At 38.6% G+C, this 22,065-nt stretch carries 18 protein-coding genes and 1 pseudogene; 9 read left to right on the top strand and 10 right to left on the bottom strand.

What is annotated here, in order from left to right:
* Positions 1-10: 10 nt before the first annotated feature.
* Positions 11-1,393, top strand: a complete 1,383-nt coding sequence (gene nhaC / locus ACERCF_RS06620) for a Na+/H+ antiporter NhaC (RefSeq protein ID WP_373625058.1) — start codon at positions 11-13, stop codon at positions 1,391-1,393.
* A 42-nt stretch (positions 1,394-1,435) separates the two neighbouring features.
* Here the strand turns inward: nhaC and ispC are convergent, their stop codons facing one another.
* Together ispC and relA are read right to left on the bottom strand one after the other, a co-directional pair.
* On the bottom strand, positions 1,436-2,626 hold the full coding sequence (gene ispC, locus ACERCF_RS06615; RefSeq protein WP_373625057.1) for a 1-deoxy-D-xylulose-5-phosphate reductoisomerase: 1,191 nt from the start codon (positions 2,624-2,626) through the stop codon (positions 1,436-1,438).
* 109 nt (positions 2,627-2,735) lie between these two features.
* Positions 2,736-4,937: a GTP diphosphokinase gene (relA, locus tag ACERCF_RS06610; protein ID WP_373625056.1), complete on the bottom strand. Its 2,202-nt coding sequence runs from the start codon at positions 4,935-4,937 to the stop codon at positions 2,736-2,738.
* A gap of 259 nt (positions 4,938-5,196) precedes the next feature.
* On the opposite strand from relA, the gene hemA reads away from it, so the two are divergent.
* From hemA to rsmA, 6 genes are all read left to right on the top strand, one after another.
* On the top strand, positions 5,197-6,504 hold the full coding sequence (hemA, locus tag ACERCF_RS06605; protein ID WP_373611324.1) for a glutamyl-tRNA reductase: 1,308 nt from the start codon (positions 5,197-5,199) through the stop codon (positions 6,502-6,504).
* 159 nt (positions 6,505-6,663) lie between these two features.
* Complete coding sequence (der, locus tag ACERCF_RS06600; protein WP_373625055.1) at positions 6,664-8,187, top strand: ribosome biogenesis GTPase Der; 1,524 nt, start codon at positions 6,664-6,666, stop codon at positions 8,185-8,187.
* A gap of 98 nt (positions 8,188-8,285) precedes the next feature.
* The gene (gene hldE / locus ACERCF_RS06595) at positions 8,286-9,713 is read left to right on the top strand and encodes a bifunctional D-glycero-beta-D-manno-heptose-7-phosphate kinase/D-glycero-beta-D-manno-heptose 1-phosphate adenylyltransferase HldE (RefSeq protein WP_373625054.1); all 1,428 of its coding nucleotides are present in this window, start codon (positions 8,286-8,288) and stop codon (positions 9,711-9,713) included.
* 1 nt (position 9,714) lies between these two features.
* Positions 9,715-10,263 (top strand): bifunctional pyr operon transcriptional regulator/uracil phosphoribosyltransferase PyrR, encoded by a 549-nt coding sequence (gene pyrR, locus ACERCF_RS06590; protein WP_373625053.1) that lies wholly within the window; start codon positions 9,715-9,717, stop codon positions 10,261-10,263.
* 76 nt (positions 10,264-10,339) lie between these two features.
* On the top strand, positions 10,340-11,284 hold the full coding sequence (locus ACERCF_RS06585) for a peptidylprolyl isomerase (RefSeq protein WP_373625052.1): 945 nt from the start codon (positions 10,340-10,342) through the stop codon (positions 11,282-11,284).
* A 61-nt stretch (positions 11,285-11,345) separates the two neighbouring features.
* The gene (gene rsmA / locus ACERCF_RS06580; protein WP_373611319.1) at positions 11,346-12,212 is read left to right on the top strand and encodes a 16S rRNA (adenine(1518)-N(6)/adenine(1519)-N(6))-dimethyltransferase RsmA; all 867 of its coding nucleotides are present in this window, start codon (positions 11,346-11,348) and stop codon (positions 12,210-12,212) included.
* An 80-nt stretch (positions 12,213-12,292) separates the two neighbouring features.
* On the opposite strand, the gene upp is transcribed toward rsmA, so the two are convergent.
* The 7 genes from upp to leuA form a co-directional block, all read right to left on the bottom strand.
* Positions 12,293-12,922, bottom strand: a complete 630-nt coding sequence (gene upp / locus ACERCF_RS06575) for a uracil phosphoribosyltransferase (RefSeq protein WP_373611318.1) — start codon at positions 12,920-12,922, stop codon at positions 12,293-12,295.
* A gap of 24 nt (positions 12,923-12,946) precedes the next feature.
* Complete coding sequence (gene fadD / locus ACERCF_RS06570; RefSeq protein ID WP_373625051.1) at positions 12,947-14,638, bottom strand: long-chain-fatty-acid--CoA ligase FadD; 1,692 nt, start codon at positions 14,636-14,638, stop codon at positions 12,947-12,949.
* Positions 14,639-14,647: 9 nt separating this feature from the next.
* Positions 14,648-15,079 carry a SoxR reducing system RseC family protein gene (locus ACERCF_RS06565; RefSeq protein ID WP_373625050.1) on the bottom strand — a complete coding sequence of 144 codons (432 nt, stop codon included), beginning with the start codon at positions 15,077-15,079 and terminating at the stop codon, positions 14,648-14,650.
* On the bottom strand, positions 15,076-16,059 hold the full coding sequence (locus tag ACERCF_RS06560; protein ID WP_373625049.1) for a MucB/RseB C-terminal domain-containing protein: 984 nt from the start codon (positions 16,057-16,059) through the stop codon (positions 15,076-15,078). Before ACERCF_RS06560 ends, ACERCF_RS06565 begins: the two co-directional genes overlap by 4 nt.
* 158 nt (positions 16,060-16,217) lie before the next feature.
* Complete coding sequence (locus ACERCF_RS06555; protein WP_373625048.1) at positions 16,218-16,826, bottom strand: sigma-E factor negative regulatory protein; 609 nt, start codon at positions 16,824-16,826, stop codon at positions 16,218-16,220.
* A 55-nt stretch (positions 16,827-16,881) separates the two neighbouring features.
* Positions 16,882-17,454, bottom strand: a complete 573-nt coding sequence (gene rpoE / locus ACERCF_RS06550) for an RNA polymerase sigma factor RpoE (protein WP_373611313.1) — start codon at positions 17,452-17,454, stop codon at positions 16,882-16,884.
* A 213-nt stretch (positions 17,455-17,667) separates the two neighbouring features.
* On the bottom strand, positions 17,668-19,212 hold the full coding sequence (gene leuA, locus ACERCF_RS06545; protein WP_373625047.1) for a 2-isopropylmalate synthase: 1,545 nt from the start codon (positions 19,210-19,212) through the stop codon (positions 17,668-17,670).
* A 487-nt stretch (positions 19,213-19,699) separates the two neighbouring features.
* Between leuA and ACERCF_RS06540 the strand changes: the two genes are divergently transcribed.
* On the top strand, positions 19,700-20,515 hold the full coding sequence (locus tag ACERCF_RS06540; RefSeq protein ID WP_373625046.1) for a Cof-type HAD-IIB family hydrolase: 816 nt from the start codon (positions 19,700-19,702) through the stop codon (positions 20,513-20,515).
* Between the two features lie 60 nt (positions 20,516-20,575).
* On the top strand, positions 20,576-21,739 hold the full coding sequence (locus ACERCF_RS06535; RefSeq protein WP_373625045.1) for an efflux RND transporter periplasmic adaptor subunit: 1,164 nt from the start codon (positions 20,576-20,578) through the stop codon (positions 21,737-21,739).
* A 151-nt stretch (positions 21,740-21,890) separates the two neighbouring features.
* On the opposite strand, the pseudogene ACERCF_RS06530 reads toward ACERCF_RS06535, so the two are convergent.
* Positions 21,891-22,065, bottom strand: a pseudogene (locus ACERCF_RS06530) (IS1595 family transposase); the annotation flags it as partial.

The raw sequence follows: 22,065 nt of genomic DNA, 5'->3' as shown, positions 1-22,065 counted from the left end.
AGGAGTATAAATGAATAACTACCTACTTACACTAAAACCGAGAACAGCCATCATACTTTCGCTTTTAACGGTATTCATCTTAGGTTTTACGATGATTGGGCTTGGCTGGGTGCCGCAAATTTCAATTCTAGCGGTTATTATTATGCTGTTGCTTTTCGGGCTAATGAATAAAATCCCGTTTAAAAATATGCAAGATGGTATGGCAAATGGGCTGGTGTCTGGTATTGGTGCCGTTTACTTGTTCTTTTTCATTGGGTTATTAGTTTCAGCACTAATGATGTCTGGGGCAATTCCGACCTTGATGTATTATGGTTTAAGTGTGATTTCGCCTGAATTATTTTACATCTCTGCTTTTGCCTTAAGCTCTGTGGTAGGTATTGCTTTAGGTAGTAGTTTAACCACAACTGCCACCATCGGTGTTGCCTTTATTGGTATGGCTTCTGCATTTGGTGCTAATCCAGCCATTGTAGCGGGTGCGGTTGTTTCAGGAGCATTTTTTGGCGACAAAACCTCCCCACTTTCAGACACTACCACGATTGCCGCTTCTGTTGTGGGTATTGATATGTTCGCTCATATCCGCAATATGCTTTATACCACTATTCCTGCGTGGATTTTAACAGCGCTTATCCTTTGGTTTTTAACCGAACCTACTGATGCTCAAAATTTAGCAAATATTGAGAGCCTACGAACCAATTTACAAGAAACAGGATTAATACACGGCTATTCATTACTACCTTTTGTTACGTTAATTTTAATGGCAATGAAACGCGTTAATTCCATTTATATTATTGTCACTACGGTAACACTCGCTCTGATTATTACCTATATTCACAGCTCACCAACCCTTGAACAATTAGGCAATTATTTCTTTACCGGCTATAAACCCGTTGAAGGCGTAGATTTAGGCGAAGTGGCATCATTAGTTTCTCGTGGCGGTATTAATAGTATGTTCTTTACCATTACGATTGTGCTATTAGCCCTAAGTTTAGGTGGCTTATTACAAATCCTCGGCATTTTACCGGCACTACTTAACGGCATTAGTAGCTTTTTAACCAACACAGGACGTGTTACTTTTGTCGTAGCAAGCACCGCTGTTGGTATCAACGTATTAATCGGCGAGCAATATTTAAGTTTATTATTATCAGGTAATACTTTCCGTTCAACGTATGAACGTTTAGGTTTAGAGCTGAAAAATTTATCTCGCACTATTGAAGATGCAGGTACAGTAATCAACCCATTAGTGCCTTGGAGCGTGTGTGGTGTGTTTATCAGCAGCGTACTCAATGTGCCTGTTTTAGATTATTTACCTTATGCGTTCTTCTGCTACCTCTGCTTAATCCTTACCTTAATTTTTGGATTTACCGGGGTAACTATCAGTAAAAAAGCAAACTAATAGATGAAAAATGCCTACAAATTTGTAGGCATTTTCTTTTTATTAGAGTTGAATAACGGCTTGTTTTGCTAACTCTCTGGCAAATTTATCAATATGCAATACATCTGCAATTTCTTTCACTTGAACTGGGGCGATATTTTCCACAACTGTTCTATTCACATTCACAATATCAGTAAAGCGAATTTGTTCATTTAAAAACGCCTCAACAGCAATTTCATTGGCTGCGTTCATTGCAGTGGTTGCATACTGCCCTCCTGCAAAAGCCTCAATCGCTAATTTCAAGTTTGGATAACGAGCAAAATCAGGCTCAATAAAAGTCAGCTCTTTTAATTTAAAGAAATCAAGGGGCAGCACACCTGCATTGATTCGATTTGGATATGCCATAGTGTGTGCAATCGGCGTACACATATCAGGATTACCCATTTGAGCAATCACTGAACCATCAATATATCGTACCATTGAGTGAATGATTGATTGTGGATGAATAATAATTTCCATCTCCTCTGCCGTTGCATTAAATAACCAGCGAGCCTCTATGTACTCCAAACCTTTATTCATCATTGTGGCAGAATCAACGGAGATCTTTTTCCCCATCGACCAATTAGGGTGTGCCACAGCTTGAGCGGGTGTAATCGCGTCAAACTCATTTAACGGCTTAGTGCGGAACGGCCCACCCGACCCAGTTAAAATAATTTTGCTTACCCCTAATTCTGCAAGAGGGCAAAAACCGACTTTTTCTTGGGCTTCAGGTGGTAGCGATTGGAAAATTGCATTGTGTTCACTATCTACAGGCAATAATTTTGCACCTGATTTACGAGCTTCATCAATGAAAATCTGTCCGCAGGTAACAAGGGATTCTTTGTTTGCCAATAATACGGTTTTCCCTACTTTTACTGCTGAAAGTGTCGGTAATAAACCTGCAGCACCAACGATTGCCGCCATTACCATATCCACATCAGCGTGAGCAGAAAGCTCGCAAATCGCTTTTTGCCCTGCCAGTACTTCGGTTTTTAAACCTAAATTTGTTAATGCAGTTTTTAATTCTTGAGCAGCATTTTCATCATCCATTGCCGCAAAAGTCGGTTGATATTGCTGGCATTGTTCTGCCATTAATGCCACATTTTTTCCGCCGACTAAGGCAAATACTTCATATTGTTCTTTATTATGCTCAACCACCGATAAGGTACTTTTACCGATTGAACCTGTTGAGCCTAAAATCACTAATTTTTTCATTCTATTTCTCTATATTGAATAGGAATAATAAGGGCGAAAGATTTTTCGCCCCCTACATTTTAATTATGTAGATCACCTATCCTTGATTGTAAAATTTTTCCGCTTGTATTTAACTTGAAAGCCGTTTTGCCTCAATCACATCGTCTAATTGTGATACTCTGGCTAATAGTTTATTTAAAATCGCAACATTATTGAGCTGAATTTCCATATCAATGGTTGCGAGGCTTCGTTTGATATCAGTTCGGCTCGAAACACCTAACACATTTACTTTTTCATTTGCCATAATCGCACTCACATCTCGTAATAAACCGTTGCGGTCATTGGCAATCACACGAATAGTCAAACTCAAGCCTGAAACATAACCCTCGCCCCAATCTGCTTCAACCACACGCTCCGGATTGACATTGAGCAACTCGTGTAATTGCTCACAATCGGCACGATGGATAGAAATTCCTCGTCCTTGCGTGATATAGCCTAAAATTTCATCGCCCGGAATTGGCTGGCAACAGCGAGCGATAGAGTGCATTAAGTTCCCCACGCCCTCAACAATTACATAACCTTTACTTTGTTTAGGTGGGTTATTACTGTTTTTATTAACTTGCTTTAGAATTGCCTCATCTTCCTGCTCAGCGGTTGGCTTAATCAATTTTGATTGCAAATAGTGCATTAACTGGTGCAAGCGAATATCGCCGCCGCCAATGCCTGCGTATAGATCATCAAATTGCTTTAAATTATAGCGAGGCAGTGCGTATTCTTCGATTTGTCTGAGCGTGAAACCAAATTTTTCCATCTCTGCTTCAAGGGCTTCTTTACCAATCGGAATATGCTTTTCACGGTCTAATTTCTTAAACCACGCAATAATTTTTGAGCGAGCTTTGCTGGTATTGACGAACCCTGCATTCGGATTGAGCCAATCTCGACTTGGGTTTGGCTCTTTTTGCGTAATAATTTCAACCTGATCTCCCATCTGTAAATGGTAAGTAAACGGTACAATTCGCCCTGCGACTTTTGCTCCAATACAACGATGCCCAATTTCACTATGAATTGCATAAGCAAAATCCAACGGCGTGGCTTTTTGCGGCAGATCGATTACCTCGCCTCTTGGCGTAAAGACATAAACACGGTCATCAAAAATTTGTGTCCGCATTTCTGCCACCATATCGCTAGAATCGGCAAGATCGTTTTGCCACTCAAGGAGTTTACGCAGCCAGACAATTTTTTCTTCGTAGCCCGAACGCCCTGCAGTTGCTCCCTCTTTGTATTTCCAATGAGCCGCCACGCCAAGCTCGGCATCATCGTGCATTTGCTGGGTACGAATTTGCACTTCAATAGTCTTATCGCCTTCGCCTAATACCACCGTATGTAATGATTGATAGCCGTTAGGTTTCGGGTTAGCAATATAATCATCAAAATGTTCAGGCAAGTGAGTATATTTAGTATGAATAATGCCTAATGCGGTATAACAATCTTCAAGCGTTGGCACAATCACTCGTACTGCTCGCACATCAAAAAGTTGATTGAATTTTAAACGCTTTTTCTGCATTTTTTTCCAAATGCTGTAGATATGTTTCGGGCGACCGTAAATTTGAACGTTGTCTATTTCATCGGCTAAACAAGCGGTCAAATCTTCAATAAAATTTGCAATGTAGCGTTCACGATCAACACGGCGTTCACCTAAATCAAACTTCGCAATTTGGGTGTAAGAGACAGGGTGTAAAATACGGAAGCAGTAATCTTCCAACTCCCATTTGAGCTGCCCAATGCCTAAGCGGTTGGCAAGCGGTGCATAAACGTGGGAGCATTCTTTGGCTGCTAATACAGTATCTTCTTCGGAATGTTTTTTGCTATCACGCAAATAAGCGATTCGCTCGGCAAGTTTAATTACCACACAGCGGAAATCGTCTACCATTGCAAGCAACATACGGCGGATATTATCGATTTGTAAATCAGACACATTGTGAGCGGAAAGCTGGCGGATATTTTCCATTTCCAACACACCTTTCACAAGGTTTTTGATGTGATTATTGAAATCTTCTTTTAACTGAACCAGATCAATAATGTTATGTTTTACAAGCGGGAATAAAAGTGCTGCAACAAGGCTGTCATCGTCCATATTCAAGCCGTGTAGCACTTCAACCATCTCAATGCCATACCACATCAAACTGTAATCGGTATCAAGTTTTTCTTTCGCATAATCCCAAGCGTGTTGAATGCGATCAAATGTAGCAGGAGACATATTCAGGCTCGTACACCAGCTTGCTAATTCAAAATTATTCGGATCAAGTTGGTGGGAATAACGAATTGCTACCATAAAGCCTCCTTGTAAATTTTTGTCAAAATCAGACCGCTTGTTATCGCTTGATATGGAGTGTAATTATACGTCTAATTTCAGAAAAAATTTACCCTTTTTATAAAAATTTAGCATAGAGCTTACCACTTAAATTACTCCTTAAGAGGTATCAACCTTGTGATAAATCAAACCTATTAACACAATCATTTGCACGAGCTCACGCTCTTGATTAAAATGACTGCGTTTTTATTTTTAAATTTTATCTTTTCTGTGGGAAACAATGACAATTTTAGCTTTAGGAATCAATCATAAAACCGCTTCTGTGGGTTTAAGAGAGAAAGTTGCATTTGTTGATAACAAACGTGATCTTGCTCTTACCCAAATTCAAGAAAGTGGATTAGCCGAAAGCGTTGTTATTCTTTCTACTTGTAACCGCACCGAACTCTATTTCCACCAACCTAATATTTCGCCTCGTGAAGAGAGCGAGGAAAATATTCAATGGCGTGAACAATGTTTCCAATGGTTTGCTCAAATTCATCAGCTTGATGAAAATGAATTGCGTGAATGCCTCTATTTCAAACAAAATTTAGAAGCCGCCAACCATTTAATGAAAGTGGCAAGTGGTTTAGATTCTCTTATTTTAGGCGAGCCGCAAATTTTAGGGCAGGTAAAACAGGCTTATCAATATAGCGAAGATTTTTACCAGCAGAATCACAAAGCGATGTCCACAAAGCTCTCTCGCTTATTTCAACGCACCTTTGCGACTGCAAAACGTGTTCGTTCGGAAACCGAAATCGGCAGCCAAGCGGTCTCTGTTGCCTATGCCGCTTGCGGTTTAGCCCGTCAAATTTTTGATAATTTCGGCAAATTACGCTTTTTGCTGGTTGGAGCGGGCGAAACTATTGAATTAGTGGCTCGTTATTTAATTCAGCACGGTGCAAAAAACATTATGGTGGCAAACCGTACCCATATTCGAGCAGAAATATTGGCAGAAAAGCTAAACGCACCAATGCAAATTCTCTCTTTAAGTGCATTACAACTTGGCTTAAACCAAGCCGATGTGGTGATTAGTTCAACAGGCAGCCCTGATATGCTGATTACTAAAGAGATGGTCGAGCTTGCTCAGAAACAACGTCAATTTGATCCTCTATTGCTTATTGATATTGCCGTTCCTCGTGATATTGATGAAAAAGCAGGCGAATTAGATGGGGTTTACTCATACAGCGTTGATGATTTACAAAATATCATTCAGCGTAATATGGCTCAACGTGAAGAAGCAGCTAAGCAAGCAGCTGAAATCGTGAAAGAAGAGAGCAAAGCCTTCTTTGAGTGGTTAAAACAGCAGCAGTCGAGCGATCTCATTAAACGCTATCGCCAAGATGCGGAGCAAATCCGCCAAGAGTTGTTAGAAAAAGCTCTACAAGCAATAAATCAAGGGCAAGATAGCCAACGTGTTTTGAGCGAACTAAGCTACAAACTCACAAATCAGCTACTTCACGCCCCAACCCAAGCGTTGCAATCTATGGCGAAGAGCGGTAATTCAACAGGCTTACAAAGTTTTTCTAAAGCACTTAGATTAGAAGACTAATTTTCTCTAACGATAATACGGACAGGCACAGGACCTGTCCCTACGTCAATCTATTCTTTATACATATCTTTTCTTCCAATTTTAACTTTCCCCAAATTTCCGCTATAATAAGCCAATTTTTGCAACGCATTGCAAATCACTCAATTTAGAGGATAAAAAATGACTCCTGTTGTTGCCCTAGTAGGCAGACCAAACGTAGGTAAATCCACCTTATTTAACCGCTTAACCCGCACTCGAGATGCCTTAGTGGCAGACTTTCCCGGCTTAACCCGAGACCGTAAATATGGGCACGCTAACATTGCCGGCTATGATTTTATTGTAATCGACACAGGCGGTATTGACGGCACAGAAGAGGGCGTGGAAGAGAAAATGGCAGAACAATCGCTCCTTGCGATTGAAGAAGCTGATGTTGTGCTTTTCTTAGTTGATGCCCGTGCCGGCTTATTACCCGCCGATGTTGGCATTGCTCAATACTTACGCCAACGTGAAAAAACCACTGTTGTGGTAGCAAATAAAACCGATGGTATTGATGCAGACTCTCACTGTGCAGAGTTTTATCAACTTGGCTTGGGCGAAGTGGAGCAAATTGCTGCAGCTCAAGGGCGTGGCGTTACTCAACTTATCGAGCAAGTTCTTGCCCCTATCGGTGAACAATTAAATGCCGATCAAGCGGTCGATTCTGATGAAAATTCTGCAAATGATGAAGAAGCAAATGAATGGGATACTGATTTCGACTTTGATAACGAAGAAGATACCGCATTATTAGATGAAGCCTTAGAAGAAGATGCGGAAGAGTCAATTGAAGATAAAAATATCAAGATTGCTATTGTCGGTCGCCCAAATGTGGGTAAATCAACCTTGACTAACCGTATTTTAGGCGAAGATCGTGTAGTTGTTTATGATATGCCCGGCACAACCCGTGATTCTATCTACATTCCAATGGAACGTGATGGTCAGCAATACACTATTATTGATACCGCTGGTGTGCGTAAGCGTGGTAAAGTGAATTTAGCGGTTGAAAAATTTTCGGTTATCAAAACACTACAGGCGATTCAAGATGCGAACGTAGTGCTTTTAACCATTGATGCTCGTGAAGGGATTTCAGATCAAGACTTATCACTACTCGGCTTTATTTTAAATGCAGGCCGTTCACTTGTGATTGTCGTGAATAAATGGGACGGTTTATCGCAAGATATTAAAGATCAAGTAAAATCTGAGCTTGATCGCCGCCTAGATTTTATTGATTTTGCCCGTGTGCATTTTATTTCAGCTTTACACGGTTCTGGTGTGGGGAATTTATTTGATTCGGTTAAAGAAGCCTATGCTTGTGCAACCCAAAAAACCTCGACGTCAATGCTAACGCGTATTTTACGTATGGCAGCAGACGAACACCAACCGCCATTGGTAAATGGTCGCCGAGTAAAATTAAAATATGCTCACCCGGGTGGTTATAATCCGCCAATTATTGTGATTCACGGTAACCAAGTAGAAAAATTAGCGGATTCTTACAAACGCTATTTGAGTAACTATTTCCGTAAGAGTTTAAAAATTATCGGCTCGCCAATTCGCATTTTATTCCAAGAAGGGAATAACCCATTTGCGGGTAAAAAAAATAAACTTACGCCGAACCAATTACGCAAACGTAAGCGTTTGATGAAGTTTATTAAGAAAGCGAAGAAATAACATCTAACGATAGCACAAGTGCCCCTGCCTGTGCTAAAACATCCTGATATTGGCACAAGCGTGGACGCTTGCGCCATCATTAATTTGAGATATTAACTATGATGATGCAATACTCTCCAAAATTTAATAATGCTAAAGTGTTAGTACTAGGCGATGTAATGTTAGACCGTTACTGGTTTGGTGCAACAAATCGAATTTCTCCGGAAGCCCCTGTGCCTGTTGTTAAGGTGCAAGATATTGAAGAACGTGCTGGTGGTGCGGCAAACGTGGCAATGAATATTGCAAGTCTTGGTGTGCCTGTTACCCTTCACGGTTTAATTGGTCAAGACGATGCAGGGCGTGCGTTAGATACATTACTTAATTCACACAATATTCAAAATCATTGTGTGGCAATTAATTCACATCCAACCATTACTAAATTGCGAATTTTATCTCGTCATCAGCAGTTATTACGTTTAGATTTTGAAGAAGGTTTTCATAATGTTGATTCAACGGATCTACTTGCAAAACTTTCGCAAGAAATAACCGCTTACGGAGCATTAATCTTATCAGATTACGGTAAAGGCACTCTTGAATCGGTGCAACAAATGATCCAAATTGCACGCAAAGCGAATGTGCCTGTATTAATCGATCCGAAAGGCACTGATTTTGAACGCTATCGTGGGGCAACCTTACTCACGCCAAATATGTCGGAATTTGAAGCCGTTGTTGGGCATTGTAAAGATGACGATGAAATCGTAACTAAAGGCTTAAAAATGATTGCGGATTTTGAGCTTTCTGCCCTACTCGTTACTCGCTCAGAGAAAGGAATGACGTTACTTCGCCCAAATCAAGAAGCTTATCACTTACCGACTCAAGCAAAAGAAGTTTATGATGTAACCGGTGCGGGCGATACGGTAATTAGCGTGTTAGCAACTGCTATTGCAGATGGTAGAGCTTATGAAGAGGCTTGCTATTTAGCGAATGCAGCCGCTGGTGTTGTAGTTGGTAAACTAGGTACATCAACGGTTAGCCCTGTTGAGTTAGAAAATGCTATTCATCAGCGTGCAACAACAGGGTTTGGTGTTGTATCGGAAGATGAGCTTAAAGCGATTGTATTGGAAGCAAAAAAACGTGGCGAGAAAATTGTAATGACAAACGGTTGTTTTGATATTCTCCACCCGGGACACGTTTCTTATTTAGAAAATGCTCGCAAACTAGGCGACCGCTTAATTGTCGCCGTTAATACCGATAATTCCGTTAAACGCTTAAAAGGCGAATCTCGCCCAATTAATGATTTAGATGCACGAATGGCGGTGCTTGCAGGGCTTGCCTCTGTAGATTGGGTTGTACCTTTTGATGAAGATACACCACAACGCTTAATTGGCGAAATCCTACCTGATTTATTAGTAAAAGGGGGGGATTATAAACCTGAAGAGATCGCAGGTAGCCAAGAAGTTTGGGCAAACGGCGGAGAAGTTCAAGTGCTAAACTTTGAAAACGGCTGCTCTACCACCAATGTGATTAAGAAAATTCAATCATTATAGTATGGAAAAAATCATTATTGATACAGAACAATTTCAGCGAATGATTTCTCGTATTTCTCATCAAATTATTGAAAAACACGGGGATTTGCAAAATGTTGTGATTGTAGGTATTAAACGCCGAGGCGCTGAAATTGCGGAATTAATTCAAAAACGCATTGTAGAACTATCACAAATCCAATTACCTAGTATGGCACTGGATATTACGTTCTATCGTGATGATTTGGATTTAATCTACCAAGATCCTGTGTTTAAAGGGGCTGATAATCAAATTAATATCAATGGCAAAAAGGTCATTTTAGTTGATGATGTATTATTTACGGGCAGAACGATTCGTGCAGCATTAGATGCCTTGCTTGATTTTGGTAGAGCTGCCAGAATTGAATTGGTTATTTTAGTGGATCGGGGTCATCGAGAATTGCCCATTCGAGCTGATTATGTGGGAAAAAATATCCCTACAGCGAAGAATGAGCAGATCAAAGTTCATACTTTAAGTTATGATGGGGTAAATCAAGTGGTCTTAGCTCCTGCAACGGATAAAGAAAGTGCTTAATTTAAGTGAACCTTTTCGATAAACTTAGCTCTAAGAAAAGGATTACTTATTTATTTCCATTAGGATTGTTATAAAAATGAAATTCGTAAAATCATTATTTGCTGTTGCAGTTGCAACAATAAGTCTTACCCAAACTGCCCACACCTTTGAAGAGCGTGTGGTTGCGTTAGTAAACGACATCCCTGTAATGCAAAGCCAAGTTAAACGTGTACTTGGCAAAAAGAAAGTAACAGAAGCCTCTCATCGTGCAGCAGTCGATCAAGTCATTGACGATATGCTAATACAACAAGCAATGAAAGAAGCTAATGTAAAAGTTAGCCCTGCGGCAGTTGATCAAGCAGTTGAAAATGTAGCTATTCAAAATGGCATTACCTACGGTCAATTATTAGATGCATTAGATTACCAAGGCATTACCTTAGAACAATTTAAACGTAATATTGCTAATCAAATGGCTATGGAGCAAGTTCGTCATTTTAGCATTGGTCAATCAATCCAAGTCTCCCCGCAACAAGTTCAATCTTTAGCAAAAGAGTTAATGGCAAAAGATAAAGCAGCGGGTAAATTAAAAACCGTAACGGGTAAAGAACATCGTGTTAGCCATATTTTGCTAAAAACCAACCCAATTTTAAATGATGCTCAAGCCAAAGCAAAATTAAACAGCTTAATTGCGGATATTAATTCAGGTAAAATAACTTTTGAAGAAGCCGCAAAAATCAACTCTGTAGATTATGCTTCAGGTGCAGATGGCGGTGATTTAGGTTTTAACTTTTTAGAAATCTACGATCCTGCATTTACAAAAGTAGCCTCTAGGATGAAAACCAATCAAATTTCTGCGCCATTTAAATCACAATTTGGTTGGCATATTCTAAAAGTAACTGATATTCGTGATAGCGACAGAACTGAAGATGCTTACCATCAACGAGCTTATCAGCAACTTGTAAATAAACAAGCCGAAGAAGCATCTAAAGATTGGGTAAAAGCATTAAGAAAAACAGCAAATATCCAATATGTTGGTCAATAATTAAAAATTTTATAAGAACCTCGCCTAGCGGGGTTCTTTTCTTATTTCGGAAAGGATAACAATGAGTTCACAAAATTCAAAAAAACATTTAGGTCATACCGCTCGTAAGCGTTTCGGACAAAACTTTTTGCACGATATGAATGTCATTCACAGCATTGTTTCTGCTATTAACCCGAAAAAAGACGAATTTCTATTAGAAATCGGTCCGGGTTTAGCGGCATTAACCGAACCTGTTGCAGAATTAGTTGATAAACTAACTGTGGTTGAAATTGACCGTGATTTGGCTGAACGCTTACGTCATCATCCATTCTTAAGTCAAAAACTAACCGTTATTGAGCAAGATGCATTACGTTTTAATTTCCGTGAATATTTTGAAAGCCAAAATGTCGAAAAAGATACCGTGAGAGTTTTTGGTAATTTACCTTATAACATCTCTACGCCATTGATTTTCCATTTATTGACCTTCCACGATCTGATTAAAGATATGCACTTTATGTTGCAAAAAGAGGTGGTAAAACGTTTATGTGCCGCACCAAATAGCAAAGCATACGGCAGATTAACCATTATGGCACAATATTACTGCCAAGTCATTCCTGTGCTTGAAGTACCGCCAAGTGCTTTCAAACCTGCACCAAAAGTGGACTCTGCCGTTGTGCGCTTAGTGCCTTATAATCAATTACCGTACCCAGCGAAAGATATTTACTGGTTAAACCGTGTTACAACACAAGCCTTTAACCAACGCCGTAAAACGTTACGCAATGCTCTTTCAACGTTATTTACTGCAGAGCAATTAGAAGCATTAGGCATTGATTTAACAGCCCGTGCAGAAAATTTGACTATTGCTGATTATGTTCGATTAGCTAACTGGCTCTATGAAAATCCACCAGCTATTGATACATCAGAAGAATTGGTTGATGAAGATTATTAAAAAGTAAAACAACAAGCGGTCATATTTGGTAAACAATTTACAAAATATAACCGCTTGTATTTTATATGAAAATTAAAAAACTATTTCGTACCGAAAATTTTATCGCCTGCATCACCTAAGCCCGGAATGATATAGCCTTTTTCGTTTAAGTGGCTGTCGATTGAAGCAGTATAAAGCTCTACATCTGGATGAGCTTCTTCTAACACTTTAATCCCTTCGGGAGCGGCAACCAATACCAATACTTTAATATGTTTACAACCTGCTTTTTTCAGTAGATCAATAGTTGCAACCATTGAACCGCCTGTTGCTAACATTGGGTCTGTGATAATCGCCAAACGCTCATCTACATCATTTGCTAACTTTGAAAAGTATGGCACAGGTTTTAGCGTTTCTTCATCACGGTAAATCCCTACTACACTAATTCTCGCACTTGGAATGTGTTCCAATACACCGTCCATCATACCCAAACCAGCACGTAGAATTGGCACAACCGTTACTTTTTTTCCTTTGATACGCTCAACAGGGATTTTATTTCCGCTCCAGCCGTTGATCTCTACAGTTTCCATTTCAAGATCTTTGGTCGCTTCATAAGTGAGTAGGCTGCCAACTTCATTGGCTAATTCACGGAAATCTTTGGTGCTGATTTCAGCTTCACGCATTAAACCTAATTTATGTTTTACAAGCGGGTGTTTTACTTCAACAATTTTCATTTTAAGCTCCTTAATTATTCAAATTTAGCTCTTATTTACTTGTGATTTAGCCAGTTCTTCATCTCTTAATACTCGGCGAAGAATTTTACCAACATTACTTTTTGGTAGCTCATCACGGAATTCAATATCTCTTGGGATTTTATAGCCTGTTAAGAATTGACGGCAGTAAGTACGAAGCTCATCACGAGTTAGGCTTTCATCTTTTTTCGTTACAAAAATTTTAATGCTTTCGCCCGAAGCCTCACTCGGCACGCCAATCGCAACAACCTCATTTACTTTTGGATTTTGCGAAATAACTTCCTCAATTTCAGTTGGGTAAACATTAAAGCCTGAGACGATAATCATATCTTTTTTACGATCAACAATGCGTAAATTCAGATCTTCTCCCATCACAACAATATCGCCTGTTGCCATCCAACCATCTTTTAACACTTCTGTGGTGTCTTTAGGGCGATTCCAATAACCCTGCATCACTTGAGGACCTTTAACCACTAGTTCCCCTCGCTCGCCTAATGGCACATCGTTTCCTTCATCATCAACAATACGAATATCTGTATTTGGCACAGGTACACCAATCGAGCCTGAATACTCTACCGAATCACTTCGTGTGGCAGAAATAAGTGGCGAACATTCTGTCATTCCATAGCCTTCTATAATGTGAACACCTGTTAAATCGTGCCAACATTTAGCAACACTTGATTGAATCGCCGCACCACCACCAACACTTAATTTTAAGTGAGAAAAATCGACTTCTTTCAAACTTTCATTATTAAGTAGGGCATTAAATAAGGTATTAACGCCGGTAATAACAGATACTCTGTATTTTTTGAGTTCTTTAATAAAGCCCGGGATATCTCGTGGATTTGTGATTAATAACCCTGTCAACCCTAACTCAATAAAGAGCAAACAGTTCAATGAAAGGGCTAAAACGTGGTATAGCGGTAATGGTACAAGGCCAATCAACCCCGTTGCATTACCTAATAAAGGTTCAACAATCCATCTGGCTTGCATCATATTCGCAATCAAGTTTTGATGAGTGAGCATCGCCCCTTTCGCTACACCTGTTGTGCCACCTGTGTATTGTAAAAAGGCAAGGTCAGAGCTTACTATTGTAGGTTTTACATATTGTCTTTGTTTACCGATACTTAAAACCTCTCTAAAACTCACAGCATGGGGCAACTTATATTTAGGCACTAATTTTTTCACATACTTCACAACAAAGTTTACTAAAGTACGCTTTCCGAATGAGAGCTGATCGCCCATTCTGGTTAAAATAACGTGTTTAATATTTGTGTTGAACACCACTTTTTCTAAAGTAGCCGCAAAGTTCGATACAATAACAATCGCTTTTGCCCCACTATCATTTAGCTGATGTTCTAATTCACGTGGAGTGTAAAGCGGATTAACGTTGACTACGACTAAACCTGCACGCAACGCACCGAATAATGCTATCGGATATTGCAATAGATTTGGCATCATTAAGGCAATACGGTCGCCTTTTTGTAAACGTAATTCATTTTGTAAATAGGCGGCGAAAGATCGGCTACGCTCTTCTAATTTACGATAGGTTAGAATTTGCCCCATATTAATATAAGCTGGAATATCCGGGTGGCGTTTTATCGCCGCTTCAAACATCTCTACTAACGATTCATATTGATTTGTTTCTATTGTTTTTGGTGAATAAGGGGGATAATTGTTAAACCATACTTTTTCCATTTTAGTCTCCTAAACCTTGCCTAAAAAGATAGGCGAAAAATGTACTTGCCGGCTGTATTTGTTAATCCATTTTCTAACAGCCCAAAATGAGATGCCTGTAAACAGCAATATTGCGAATAATACTATAAGTTCATTTGCAAAAAATTGAGAAAATCCGACCGCTGTTACCACTAATACAAAAAGTGGAATGCCATAAATTAAAAAAACACTTTTGAGTAAGGTATTTTCCGATAGCCCTAATTTGACTTTATCACCGACATTTAAAGGCTCATCAACTGCAATACTAAAACGGGGCGCTATTTTTTCTCCGGCTAACGCTGATAATGCTTTTGTACCACAAGCTGCTTTTGTTACACAACCATCACAGCCACTTTTTGCATAGCATTGCACAATAGCGATACCATTACGATATTCCACAACGGTCGCTTCTTCTATCATCATTGAGAATCTCCTTCTCTAAACTGAATATTTGTTAAAATGTGCTTAGCCGTCTCTAACGGCACATTGCCAATAATCACAATATCCCTATTATTAATTGTTTGATTCAAAATAGTTAATTTACCTTGTTGCCAAGCATAGTTGTCAAAATTAACACCTTGAACTGGCATAACATAAATAGTAAAACTCGATAGACCATCACTATATAAACGACTATCAACATACTCACTATCAAATTGATAAGCAGTTCCACTTACTGTTTGGCTCTGCACTAATCGAAAACCTATTGGTAGCTCATTCACCTCCCAATTATAAGGCGATGCCATCTTGTATTTTTGAGTGGAAGTTAATGTGGGAAGCATTAAAGCATCAATTGCATTAGCAATCATCGCAATTTCCTGAGATTGATAAAGTTGTAACACCCGAAATTCTTCTAAGACCACACTATCTTCATTTTGTAGCTGGCTTTTTAACAATAAATTGGTCTCTTCATCAATCCAAAGTGTGTAAGAATAGCGGAAATTATCTTTAGGTAAAATGCGAATAACTTTTGCTATCCTATCTGAAATACGATCTTTACCGGCATCTAAAAAGATATAGCCTTTTAAGTGGTGATAATCAGCATAAATAACATTAGGTAGGTTATCTAAAATATGGAGGCTACTTAAACTAAAAGGGCGGAAGTTGTATCCTAAATAACTAACATTGTTCTCTTTCAGGATAATTTCTTCTCGATTGTGATCAAGATTGAGTAATTGAGCATACTCTTTATCATTCACAAATGCGTGACGGAAACGGAAAGATTCAACGCTGGTATCTTGCTGAAGAATATAGAACAATTCGTAATTTGATTTTTTATGAGCTTCAGTCATTGAGGATAAATACAGCAAAGGCGTTTTAATTCCTGTGTCCGCCAATGCAAAAGTAGAACAAACGAAAATAGCAATGAGCATCAAAAAATATTTTCTTATCTTAATAAACATATTTATTCTCAAACCAAATTAAACTGATTTATTCTATCAAAAATTTTAGACTATTTCGCTATTTGCAAGTAATTTCTTGTTTTTTCGCTACATTTACATACAAAAAGCCACATAATTAATTGTTAATTATGTGGCTTCTCTTGTTATCTGAATCTATCTTATTTTTGCTGTTCTACTTGATTTGAAGAAGTTCTCGCTTTCTGCTTTTCCTCTTCTGATAAGGTTACACCTTGTACCGTATTTGTACGACGTTGTAACTCATAATTTTCTAATAACGCATTGATTTTACGTTGTTGAAGTTCAAGCTGTTCAGCAGTCGGCTGCTCTTTCTCAGGTCCATTATAGCTTACCGCTTCAACCGAATTACTGAAAGGTAATGTTTGCAATACCGGCTGAGTTTGAGCCACATCCTCACTAGTATTAAATGAATTTACACCAAATACAACAACTAAGCAGACTGAAGCAGCAATACCTGCCTGCATAATTGGCGTTCCCCAACGTTTGAGTTTAAGCAATAAACCTCTTGATTTTTCCACATTCTCTTGAGATTCAATTTCTTCATTTTCAAGTAGTGCTTCCATTTTGGTAGAAAAATCTACACCTAAGATAGCTTCATCGCCCTGCATCACGCTGCGAATAGTATGATAGCTTGCCCATTTTTGCTGTAATTCAGGGCTATTAATTAAGGTTTCTACAAACTCTTTATCAACATTCTGCCCGTCCATATAAGCAGAAAGGTATTCGTGTTGAGTAATGCGTTGTTGCATAATCGGCTCCAATGATTTCTGAGATTTTTTTAAAACTATTTTATTTCTATTTGACTTACTGCATAAGAGGCTGGACTTTTGCATCAATTGCTTCCCTTGCACGGAAAATACGTGAACGTACTGTTCCTACTGGGCATTCCATCACTTCTGCGATTTCTTCATAACTTAAACCTTCTAGCTCTCTTAAACGAATAGCGGTTCTAAGCTCATCAGGTAAATTTTCAATCGTATCAAAGACAACTTTCTTTAACTCTTCGGATAGCACCAAATTTTCAGGTGTATCACTTTCACGAAGCTGCGTACCAACATCGTAGCTTTCAGCATCTTCGGCTAAAATATCTTCTTTAGGCGGTCTTCTACCTAACGAAGTTAAATGATTTTTTGCGGTATTAACCGCAATACGGTAAAGCCAGGTATAGAATGCACTTTCCCCACGAAACGATTCTAAGGAACGGTAGGCTTTAATAAAAGATTCTTGCACAATGTCAGGAATATCGTCTCTTGCAACATAACGAGTGAGTAAACCTGCTACTCTGTTTTGATAACGTACTACAAGTAAATTAAATGCTTTTTTATCACCTTTTTGTGCTTTTTCGACTAATTCTTGGTCGGTGATCTGCTCGCTCAACTGCGGACTCTCCTAATAATAATGTGTCAATACCATTGCACACTTCTTTAGTGTGTGCTTTTTTCTAAAAGTTCCAATTAATTGGTAAATTTTTTTAACCTTTTTATTTTTTAATAAAACAAATAATAAGCGGTCGGATTTTAACGAAATTTTGCAAAAATTTCAAAAAATCTGACCGCTTGTATTGCCTTGAAAATAACAAATTATAATTTATTATTTCTTCCCTTTTATATCCGCCACTTTTTGTGAGCGATAAATTGCATTGATGGCATGAATTAATGCTCGTGCAGAACTTTCTACGATGTCTGTAGCTAAACCAACACCGTGAAATTTTCTGCCTTCATATTCCACTACAATATCCACTTGTCCTAAGGCTTCTGCACCCTCGCCTTTTGCTGTAAGGTTGTAGTGAGACATTTTAAGTTCCATACCCACAATGTTCATAATGGCATTGTAAGTGGCATCCACTGGTCCATTTCCTCCTTGAGAAGTAGCACTTTGGCGAACACCGTCTAACTCTACTTGTACAAATGCAGAAGCAGGTAAACCGCTAATTAATTGGGTTGTAATCACATCTAGTTTTAGTCTATCCTCTTCTCCTTGTTGCATATCAATGAATGCTAGAGCTTCTAGATCATAGTCAAATACCTGCCCTTTTTTATCTGCAAGCTGTAGGAAAGCCTCATAGAGTTTATCTAAATCGTAATCCGCTTCGGTATAGCCCATATCCGCCATATGTCCTTTCACTGCCGCACGACCTGAACGAGCAGTTAAGTTTAGCTTCTCTTTCTTCAAGCCAATAGTTTCTGGCGACATAATCTCGTAGGTATTTTTATTTTTCAGCATACCATCTTGGTGAATACCTGATGAGTGAGCAAACGCATTACTACCTACAATCGCTTTATTTGGTTGAATCGGCATATTGCAAAGCTGGCTCACCATTTGGCTGATACGGTGAATTTCTTGAGTATTAATGCGAGTATCAACGCCCATAAACTCTTGGCGGGTTTTAATTGCCATCACCACTTCTTCTAATGCCGTATTACCTGCACGTTCGCCAATACCATTAATGGTACATTCAATCTGTCTCGCCCCGTTTTGTACTGCCGTTAAAGAATTAGCAGTTGCCATTCCTAAATCGTTATGGCAATGTACAGAAACAATCGCTTTATCAATATTTGGCACACGGTTCATTACTTGATGAATAATATTGCCATATTCATTCGGTAAGCAGAAACCAACGGTATCAGGAATATTAACTGTCGTTGCTCCTGCATCGATTGCCGCTTCTACAATACGGCAAATGTTATCAATCCCTGTACGACCGGCATCTTCACACGAAAATTCAACATCATCCGTATAGCCTCTGGCACGTTTTACCGCTGTGACTGCCATTTCTACCACATCATCAAATGAACGTTTTAATTTAGCTTCAACGTGCAACGCTGAACTTGCGATAAAGGTATGGATACGAAATGCTTCTGCGACTTTTAAGGCTTCATAAGCAGCATCAATATCTTTTGCCACCGCACGGGAAAGTGCCGCCACACGACTGTTTTTGATATGACGAGCAATTGTTTGTACCGATTCAAAATCCCCCGCCGAAGAAACAGGAAAACCTACCTCCATTACATCAACACCTAAACGCTCTAAAGCAAGAGCAATTTGTAATTTTTCTTTTACGGTTAAACTTGCTTTTAGAGATTGTTCGCCATCACGCAATGTTGTATCAAAAATAATAATGTTATTGTTGCTCATAATAAAACCTTCATTTTATTGGATAAAAAAGCCCGCATTTTTAAGTGCGGGCAAGAATGTGGATAGTCCATTTACTTTTTCCAACCAATCTTTATCCTCGCACAGAATACGATAATAGAGATAATCGGAGTAAGGTAAATTTTTCCATATGTTGTGTTGTGTGTTTATGTTTGCATTGTTATTTGGTAAGTGTGTGTATATTATCGGCATCCCACTCAAAGTCAATAGCATTTTTCACTTTGCGCAACCGTTTACACCCCACTTAAAACTGGTCTAATTAGATTATTTTATTGAAAAAATCTTATTTTTTAGTGAAAAAATCTATCCAGCTACAAAGGTATAATACAAAGCATTAATTTTAATAAAAAAACAGTATTTAACATTTCATCAAAAATTTTATAAAAAAATGTAAATTTTTTAGTTTCCTTTGAAGTTTAAGATTAAATTTGATAGCCTTTCTTCCAATTTTTATATAAAGGATAGCAAGATGACCCTACCATTTCGTGCCATTATTTCCGATCTCGATGGTACGCTATTAAATGCACATCATAAAATTGGCAATTTTACGATTGAGACATTAGAAAAATTATCGCAAAAAGGCGTAGATATCTTTTTTGCCACAGGCAGGAATTACCCTGATGTTTCTCATATTATCAACAAAGTAAATGTTAAAAATGCAATGCTGGTTACCTCAAATGGGGCAAGAGCAAACAATTTGGAGGGTAAAAAAATTGTTAGCCACTACTTACCAGAAGATATCGCTGTTGAGTTAATGAATATTGAATTTGACGATAAAAATGTTTGCCTAAACAGCTATCAAGGCGATGAATGGTTTATTAATAAAGAAATTCCAGAGCTAAAACATTTCCACCAAGAATCCGGTTTTGGCTACCAAGTAGCGGATTTTTCTAACCATCACGGCAGAGAAACAGAAAAAGTCTTTTTTATCGGTAAAACGGCTGAAGCCTTAATCCCGATTGAAAATTACATTCAAGAAACCTATGGCAGCTGTGTACAGATGACTTATTCCGCACTACTCTGCCTTGAAGTAATGGCTAAAGGTGTATGCAAAGCAAATGCATTAGAAGAGTTAGTGAAACTGCGTGGATATACATTAAAAGATTGTATCGCCTTTGGCGATGGTATGAATGACGTAGAAATGTTAAACTTAGCGGGCAAAGGCTGTCTAATGGCAAATGCCGATCCTCGTTTAAAATTAGCATTACCAAACAATGAAGTGATTGGTTTCAATAAAGATGAGGCTGTCGCTAGTTATATCCGTGAAATCTTTGATATCATCTAAAATTGCAAATTTTTCTAAAAAAACGACCGCTTGTAGCACAACATATCACAAAGGAAAAGTATGAAACGTAAAACATTAGCCACGTTGGTGCTAATTGTCGCTATCGGAATAGGAGGATATTTTTACTACAATCAGCAAAATAATGAACAACAAATTCATTATATTACTGAGGCAGTTGCTCGAGCTGAAATCAATAAAAATGTACTTGCCACAGGTTCAGTGCGAGCCAGCAAACGCACAGAGGTTGGGGCTCAAGTTTCAGGTAAAATCCAAAAACTCTATGTAGAATTAGGACAAGCAGTTAAACAAGGTGATTTAATTGCCGATATTGACTCAAGTAACCAAAGCAATAATTTAAGCACCGCTCAAGCCCAACTCGCCTCATACAAAGCGCAGCTTACTTCTGCACAAGTTGCCCTTGAAGTGGCTCAATCTAATTACAATCGATTAAGCAAATTATATAAAGCAAACAGCACGTCTTTAACCGAATTGGAAACGGCGAAAAATACGCTTGCCTCAGCCAAAGCAACGGTTGATAACATCAAAGCACAGTTAAAATCGGCAGAAATTTCAGTTAATGATGCTCAAACCAATTTAAATTATACTCAAATCATCTCGCCAATGGACGGAGTGATTGTCTCTGTACCTGTTTCTGTTGGGCAAACAGTTAATTCTAATCAAACTTCGCCAACAATTGTGCAAGTGGCTGATTTATCTAAAATGTTGATTAAACTTGAGATTTCAGAAGGTGATATTGCTCAGGTTAAAGTTGGGCAACAAGTTAAATTTACTATCCTTGCTGAGCCTAATCGAGAATATTTAGCAACAATTGATTCTGTTGATCCTGCTCTCACAACCCTTACTGATAACAACTACACCGAACAGTCAGGAAATACGGAAGCGATTTATTACTATGCCAATGTATCGATTGATAATACCGATAAGAGCCTACGCATTGGAATGACAACCCAAGCTCAAATTACCATTGATAAGCGAGAACAGGTTTTAGTTGTTCCCACCAATGTGATTAAAAAACGTGGAAAAGAAAATTATGTATTGGTACTAGAGAATGGGAAATCCGTTGAAAAACCAATAGAAATCGGTATTTCAGATACTCAAAACACCGAAGTGCTATCAGGATTAAGTGAGAACGAGGCTATAATTGTTACACAAAGAGGAGAGAATGAACAAGTAAGCTCTACTAGAAGAGCAAGAATATTTTAGCATATAGGGCAAAATAGTTGGTCTTTTTGAACTTTATGCTCTATAAAATAAGCCCTTGCTTTTGGCAATGGCTTATTTTTTGTTATCGCTCTTGTAATGCTTGCTTCATTCTCGTTATCGGCCTAATTAAAGGGGCTGTAGTAGATTAGCCCTAAATCTCACACCATTTTCGCAACGTTTTGAGCTGTTCTTTTGGTGTATCAAAGTTAAACCGAAATTCACATTCCTTCAAGAATAAAGGGAAATTTTTTCGGTTAATTCCGTTATATTTTCGGAGTACTCGCTTCGCTTGATTCCAAAAATTTTCAATGCCATTGATATGGTTT

Source organism: Mannheimia kashgarensis (assembly GCF_041807705.1).
Classification (GTDB): Bacteria; Pseudomonadota; Gammaproteobacteria; order Enterobacterales; family Pasteurellaceae; genus Mannheimia.
The sequence above is the reverse complement of the archived record's forward strand: the minus strand, read 5'-3'. Positions and strand labels throughout refer to the sequence as shown.

What these genes read in the sequence shown, in the direction of transcription:
- nhaC (WP_373625058.1), top strand. Translation starts at nt 11, where the DNA reads ATGAATAACTACCTACTTACACTAAAACCGAGAACAGCCATCATACTT.
- ispC (WP_373625057.1), bottom strand. Translation starts at nt 2,626, where the DNA reads ATGAAAAAATTAGTGATTTTAGGCTCAACAGGTTCAATCGGTAAAAGT.
- relA (WP_373625056.1), bottom strand. Translation starts at nt 4,937, where the DNA reads ATGGTAGCAATTCGTTATTCCCACCAACTTGATCCGAATAATTTTGAA.
- hemA (WP_373611324.1), top strand. Translation starts at nt 5,197, where the DNA reads ATGACAATTTTAGCTTTAGGAATCAATCATAAAACCGCTTCTGTGGGT.
- der (WP_373625055.1), top strand. Translation starts at nt 6,664, where the DNA reads ATGACTCCTGTTGTTGCCCTAGTAGGCAGACCAAACGTAGGTAAATCC.
- hldE (WP_373625054.1), top strand. Translation starts at nt 8,286, where the DNA reads ATGATGATGCAATACTCTCCAAAATTTAATAATGCTAAAGTGTTAGTA.
- pyrR (WP_373625053.1), top strand. Translation starts at nt 9,715, where the DNA reads ATGGAAAAAATCATTATTGATACAGAACAATTTCAGCGAATGATTTCT.
- ACERCF_RS06585 (WP_373625052.1), top strand. Translation starts at nt 10,340, where the DNA reads ATGAAATTCGTAAAATCATTATTTGCTGTTGCAGTTGCAACAATAAGT.
- rsmA (WP_373611319.1), top strand. Translation starts at nt 11,346, where the DNA reads ATGAGTTCACAAAATTCAAAAAAACATTTAGGTCATACCGCTCGTAAG.
- upp (WP_373611318.1), bottom strand. Translation starts at nt 12,922, where the DNA reads ATGAAAATTGTTGAAGTAAAACACCCGCTTGTAAAACATAAATTAGGT.
- fadD (WP_373625051.1), bottom strand. Translation starts at nt 14,638, where the DNA reads ATGGAAAAAGTATGGTTTAACAATTATCCCCCTTATTCACCAAAAACA.
- ACERCF_RS06565 (WP_373625050.1), bottom strand. Translation starts at nt 15,079, where the DNA reads ATGATGATAGAAGAAGCGACCGTTGTGGAATATCGTAATGGTATCGCT.
- ACERCF_RS06560 (WP_373625049.1), bottom strand. Translation starts at nt 16,059, where the DNA reads ATGTTTATTAAGATAAGAAAATATTTTTTGATGCTCATTGCTATTTTC.
- ACERCF_RS06555 (WP_373625048.1), bottom strand. Translation starts at nt 16,826, where the DNA reads ATGCAACAACGCATTACTCAACACGAATACCTTTCTGCTTATATGGAC.
- leuA (WP_373625047.1), bottom strand. Translation starts at nt 19,212, where the DNA reads ATGAGCAACAATAACATTATTATTTTTGATACAACATTGCGTGATGGC.
- ACERCF_RS06540 (WP_373625046.1), top strand. Translation starts at nt 19,700, where the DNA reads ATGACCCTACCATTTCGTGCCATTATTTCCGATCTCGATGGTACGCTA.
- ACERCF_RS06535 (WP_373625045.1), top strand. Translation starts at nt 20,576, where the DNA reads ATGAAACGTAAAACATTAGCCACGTTGGTGCTAATTGTCGCTATCGGA.